General features: G+C 48.4%; 7 protein-coding genes. 1 reads left to right on the forward strand and 6 read right to left on the reverse strand.

All coding sequences use genetic code 11. From position 1 onward, the window contains the following. Positions 1-359 precede the first annotated feature (359 nt). Both J4F31_11875 and J4F31_11880 read right to left on the reverse strand, forming a co-directional pair. Positions 360-506 (reverse strand): hypothetical protein, encoded by a 147-nt coding sequence (locus J4F31_11875; protein MCE2497256.1) that lies wholly within the window; start codon positions 504-506, stop codon positions 360-362. Next, the gene (locus tag J4F31_11880) at positions 503-1,195 is read right to left on the reverse strand and encodes an ion transporter (protein MCE2497257.1); all 693 of its coding nucleotides are present in this window, start codon (positions 1,193-1,195) and stop codon (positions 503-505) included. Before J4F31_11880 ends, J4F31_11875 begins: the two co-directional genes overlap by 4 nt. A gap of 38 nt (positions 1,196-1,233) precedes the next feature. Here J4F31_11880 and J4F31_11885 point away from each other — a divergent pair, with 38 nt between their 5' ends. After that, positions 1,234-2,529, forward strand: a complete 1,296-nt coding sequence (locus tag J4F31_11885) for an FAD-dependent oxidoreductase (GenBank protein ID MCE2497258.1) — start codon at positions 1,234-1,236, stop codon at positions 2,527-2,529. On the opposite strand, the gene J4F31_11890 is transcribed toward J4F31_11885, so the two are convergent. The 4 genes from J4F31_11890 to J4F31_11905 form a co-directional block, all read right to left on the reverse strand. Further along, a complete protein-coding gene (locus tag J4F31_11890; GenBank protein MCE2497259.1) occupies positions 2,489-3,340 on the reverse strand; it encodes a dienelactone hydrolase family protein in 852 nt (283 codons plus the stop codon). The two genes, J4F31_11885 and J4F31_11890, sit on opposite strands and share 41 nt — an antisense overlap. 103 nt (positions 3,341-3,443) lie before the next feature. Further along, positions 3,444-3,755, reverse strand: a complete 312-nt coding sequence (locus J4F31_11895; GenBank protein MCE2497260.1) for a hypothetical protein — start codon at positions 3,753-3,755, stop codon at positions 3,444-3,446. 3 nt (positions 3,756-3,758) lie between these two features. After that, complete coding sequence (locus J4F31_11900) at positions 3,759-4,505, reverse strand: hypothetical protein (protein MCE2497261.1); 747 nt, start codon at positions 4,503-4,505, stop codon at positions 3,759-3,761. Further along, positions 4,502-4,828: a hypothetical protein gene (locus J4F31_11905; protein MCE2497262.1), complete on the reverse strand. Its 327-nt coding sequence runs from the start codon at positions 4,826-4,828 to the stop codon at positions 4,502-4,504. The genes J4F31_11900 and J4F31_11905 overlap by 4 nt, the downstream gene beginning before the upstream one ends. Positions 4,829-4,892: the final 64 nt, after the last annotated feature.

The raw sequence follows: 4,892 nt of genomic DNA on the forward strand, positions 1-4,892 counted from the left end.
CTACAAACGCAAAACCTATATCGGCCTTATTCCTCTGTTCAGTCCTGTTAATTAAATAATGAAATTTAGAAAAGTCGAGCTTAGGATACCCATAGAGTCTTTGTAGCATACGAGATCAAGAAGAAAGATATGCTTAAGTTCATGAAGAAACAGGCAAAGCTCGACCAAAAGATCGACGACATCACGCGAAAGCGCATCGTGGAGATCATTGATGAGGAGTTAAAGCAGTACGAGGACGACTAGACCTCCTGAGTATTGCTGAGTTTGGCCGCCTTCTCCACGACCACATCCCCGGCATCGTTCGTATAGAACATCCGCTCGAAACGGCGGCCAAACTCGATTTCCTTTCCCGTATAGCTTTAACGTGCGTACACGGTCTGACTAAAGCTCTCGTCAAATCCTTTGAGCAATACCAACACCTCTCCTCCCCTCTGGGCGATCTCATCGCTCGTGCGCCCGTAGAACGGACTTTCTTCGTCAATTGGGTGCACCAAGGTCCAGTTCATGGGAAAAAGGTCACCTTGTCCAAGGTCAAGTTAAGCCGGTGATATCTGCGCTCAACGTGTCCGTCTACCATCACTTCCTCTTTAAAGATCACAGTAGCCTCCATTTCCATCAGCACATTGTGCCTCATGTTCACGATCCTGAACATAAGCGCGGTTCCTTCCTGAAATGGAGATACAACCGCCACTTTACTGAATCCAATCTGCGCTTGTGGATGACTAAATCGACCGTAGAGCAGTCCGGTAGCCAAAGCAAAACCCATGAGTCCGATCAAAGCTTCGAGAGAACTCACTAGTCCGGCTGCGCGCCCCATAGGCGAAATTGCTCCATATCCAACGGCAGTAAAGGTCTGAATACTGAAGTAAAACGCGTGCAGAAAGGCATCCAAGCCATTACTCGAGGGAGGAACACCTTGAAGGCTGTCCAGCTCAATGATCAGATAGATAATGGCAAAAAACGCATTCAAAAGCAGGTACAAGCCAAAAATCAGGCCAAGGAAACGAGCCCAACTCATTTCGATCAACCATTTATACGAATCACGAAAGAAATCGCCCGTATGGTCGCGTCGAACATTAAATGTTCCATCGCGATTGATCACCCTTTTGCTCTTGCCAAGGTGCTTCTGCCCTAACCCAGGATCGGAGGTCTGTTCAGCTCTTACGGCCATGAGATCGAAGATAGTATAATTCACACTTTAACCTATATTAGTGGCGAACTGAAAAGAAGGACATGCAGGAACAAGTAGATGCGATCGTTGTTGGAGCGGGAATGGCCGGACTGGTCGCTGCCCAGCATTTGACGGAAGCAGGGAAGACGGTTCGAATCATTGAAAAAGGAAAACAAGCCGGTGGGCGTGTGCGTACCGATGTTGTTGACGGTTATCGACTCGATAGGGGTTTTCAAGTGCTTTTAACGGCATACCCCGAAGCCCAACGCTATTTCGACTATAACGCCTTGGACCTACGGGAATTCGACAGTGGTGCCCTCGTTTTTCACGGCCGACAGCACCAACTGTTTTACAACTCGCAGCGCCATCGCGATCGATTCGTCGAAACCCTTCGTAGCGATATCGCAACCTTACGGGATCTTACTATTCTCATGCGGCTGGCGTCACGATGGAAAAGATCCTCTGTCGAAGACCTTTTCAATCAAGATCAAATAACCACTCGTAAGTTCCTTGATAAACAAGGATTTAGTAAGAGGTTTATAGATAGGTTCTTGGAGCCTTTCCTGATCGGAATATTTCTGGAGTCGGAACTTGAAACGCCACAGCGTATGTTCGAGTTCGTTATGAAAATGTTTAGTGAAGCTCCTGCCGCTATTCCAGCAAAAGGAATGGGAGTGCTCGCCGATCAACTAGTCGCAAAACTGCCGGAGGGCAGTCTTGTCTTTGACGAAGAGGTTCGCAATATCCGAACGGGAAGCGTAAAAACACGTTCCGGCAAGATCTTCGAAGCACCGATCATCATAATGGCTACTGATCCAACGAACATGCTCCGAAACTATGTTGAAGAGCACCAGCCGTACCGATCGGTAGCGAACTTGTATTTCTCGGCGGACCAAGCGCCATATGATCAACCGCTCATAGGTTTGAATTACGGAGGTTCCCGGTGGGTAAACAATGTTGCCGTACTCACCAATCTCAGCAAAGAACTGGCTCCTGAAGGCAAACACCTGATATCGGTATCGGTGATTCGCGACACGGAACACGGTGAGCGCGATCTCCAAAAGATCGTCAAGAGCGAACTCGCACAATCGTTCGGTAATTCCGTACTCGACTGGCAACTCATACGCTCTTATTTCATTGCGCGAGCACTCCCCTCACCTTCGATGTTCGATATAGAACTCGACGATCAGGATGTAACATATCATAAGGGTATATACTTGGCCGGGGATTACCTACTCAACGGCTCCCTACAAGCCGCACTTTACAGCGGAAGACGAGCGGCTGAAGTAGCGATAAAAAGTGTCGTAGAAACGCCTCTCAGTAGTTCATCAAGCGCTGACGAAGATAGTCCAGAGTAAGCGCATAAGCCGCTTCTGTAGCCTCTTCATCGTAAATGGTGTTGGTCGGATTCGCAAAAGCGTGATCCGCATCGTAAACATGCACCTCCAGCCCAATGTCGGCCTTGGCGGCATTCGCTTTGAACTCGGCGACCACCTCCGCATTGATCCATTGATCGCGCCCGGCAAAGATGCCTAATACATCACTATCTAGTTTCGCCAGGCGCTCCGCATCGGTTTCAGGCATTCCATAATACATGACACACCCCTCTGTGCTTTCTCCCGGCGCGATAGCAGCCTGCAAACTCCAGCCACCTCCAAAGCACCATCCGATGGTCGCAACCTTAGCGTCGCTCCCGATATACTCTTGTGCTCCTTGAATCATGGCCATGATCCGATCCGCCGATGCATTTTGCATGAGCTGCCCGGCAGCCTCGCGCGTCGTGGCCATTTTACCATCGTACAGGTCCAAGCACAGCACGTTCACCGCACCCAAATCACTTTGAAGCTTGGCCGCCTCTCCTTTCACCTGGTCATTCAAACCCCACCATTCATGAAATACCAGGAGCCATTTGTTAGAATTATTTTCCGACTTTAAATAATACGCTTGGGCTTCTCCGCCTGCGGCGGGATACGTAACTATTTGCCCCTTAACCGCTCCCAACTGGGTGGCTCGTGGTTCTTGGTGCTGATCTCGAAAATCAGCGTCATCGGCCAAGGCAACGAACTTTGCATTCGACCCGGAACCGGCTACCTCACAACACGACTTGGGCGATTGAGCAACCGCAGCAATACTAAACAGGGCTATTAATAGGATCCATGATCTTTTCATTCTTTCGTCAGTTTGGTTCAATTCGATAACCAACTTCGGACGAATCAGTTCAAAAAAAAGCTTCGGGGTAAATCCGAGGCTTAAGAATGTCGCAGATCGCGCATTACGCTCCTTTTGGATCTTGCTGCAGAATGTTCAAAGGAAGTTTGTGCTCGGCAATTCCCAATGAAATAAAATAAGCCTCCATCATATTCGTGATGCGAATCGCCTCGGCGCCTGACTTGCCTTTGAGTTGAGAAAAGTATTCTTCCAAACGGTCGATGTTCTTTTTCATGTTCTCGACCATATCGTGCTTTCCGTACACAGCTTCTGGATGGTTGCTGGTGTAATCCTTTTCAAAATCGCTCACTTTCGACTTCCAACGGTCGATGCGCTCTCTCAATTTTACGATTCTGGGGTCTTGTGCTTCTGACACGGCTCAATCTTTTTGATTCGGGGCAAAAATAAGACTATTTTGTTTGTTATTCTCCATTGTTCTTATCCATTCCTCAATGAGCCCCACTCCTTCTGCATGAACATTAGTCCGCCCTAGTTCCGGCATCATGATTCCCGGGTCGGTACTTTTCATTCGATAAACCAAAATACTCGCCTCCGGCTCATCGGGAACTATATCGTATTCTCGACCACCCGAGCCTTTTCCGGCAGCAACAGGTTTTTTGCCAATTCCCAGTTCATAGCCGGCTTCGGCAAATACCGTAAGGTTGAGACCGCTCGTTTTACCCGGAGCACCCAGCCGATGACAAGGTCCGCAATTGATATCTAGATAGGCTCTTGCCCTATGGTCTATCGCAGTGCTCGGGTCGTCCCAACGTGCGATCAACGGGATTTCCTGTGGCACTCCTTCCAAAAAACCTCGGTTGGCCCAAGCTAGGATCAAACTGCCTTTTCTATCGGCTCGGTGTAATTGACGAGCGGTCGGACCAATGGGCGAAATACGACCATTGAGCATATGACAGCTCTTACACTGATTAACCATAGGCACTTTGTACAACACCGTTCTCTCGAGCCCTTCTTGAAGGAAGTCAATCTCCCGTTTGGCCCCTGAAAGCGTTAAATAAGCTTCTGTCTGAGCCTCATTCCACACATACCTCTTAGGGATCCATTCCCCATTTTCTTTATGAAGTAAGCGCGTTTCGACCACATACCGTTTATCTTGGCCGTTCAAAATGCATGGTCGTACAAGAAATTCTTAACGATGATGGTACCATCCGGAAAGTCGAATACCTCTTTATCTTGATAAACCATGGCACCCGCATCCGGAAGTACTATAAACCGCTCTTTATCTGCATAATCAGTAAACAAAGGTGTGTTCAGATCGTACGGCAATGTCCGATTCGATGCAGGGATGAGCCTTTGTAAGTCACCTTCAAAAAAACCGTAATCACTCAGCCGTACGTGGCCGAATCCTTTCGAAGAGAGCATTTCAGCGCGTGAAACGAGGTCTACTTCGGCCACCTGAGACTTCTCCTTTTCACCCTTTAGTTTCACCACCTGTTAATTTTGATGATTAGAAGTTAACAACCGACAGGGGCACTTTATCGCTTTTCCCGGG

It is taken from the genome of Flavobacteriales bacterium (assembly GCA_021296215.1).
Lineage (GTDB): Bacteria > Bacteroidota > Bacteroidia > Flavobacteriales > ECT2AJA-044 > ECT2AJA-044.

What these genes read in the sequence shown, in the direction of transcription:
- J4F31_11875 (MCE2497256.1), bottom strand. Translation starts at nt 506, where the DNA reads ATGAACTGGACCTTGGTGCACCCAATTGACGAAGAAAGTCCGTTCTAC.
- J4F31_11885 (MCE2497258.1), top strand. Translation starts at nt 1,234, where the DNA reads ATGCAGGAACAAGTAGATGCGATCGTTGTTGGAGCGGGAATGGCCGGA.
- J4F31_11890 (MCE2497259.1), bottom strand. Translation starts at nt 3,340, where the DNA reads ATGAAAAGATCATGGATCCTATTAATAGCCCTGTTTAGTATTGCTGCG.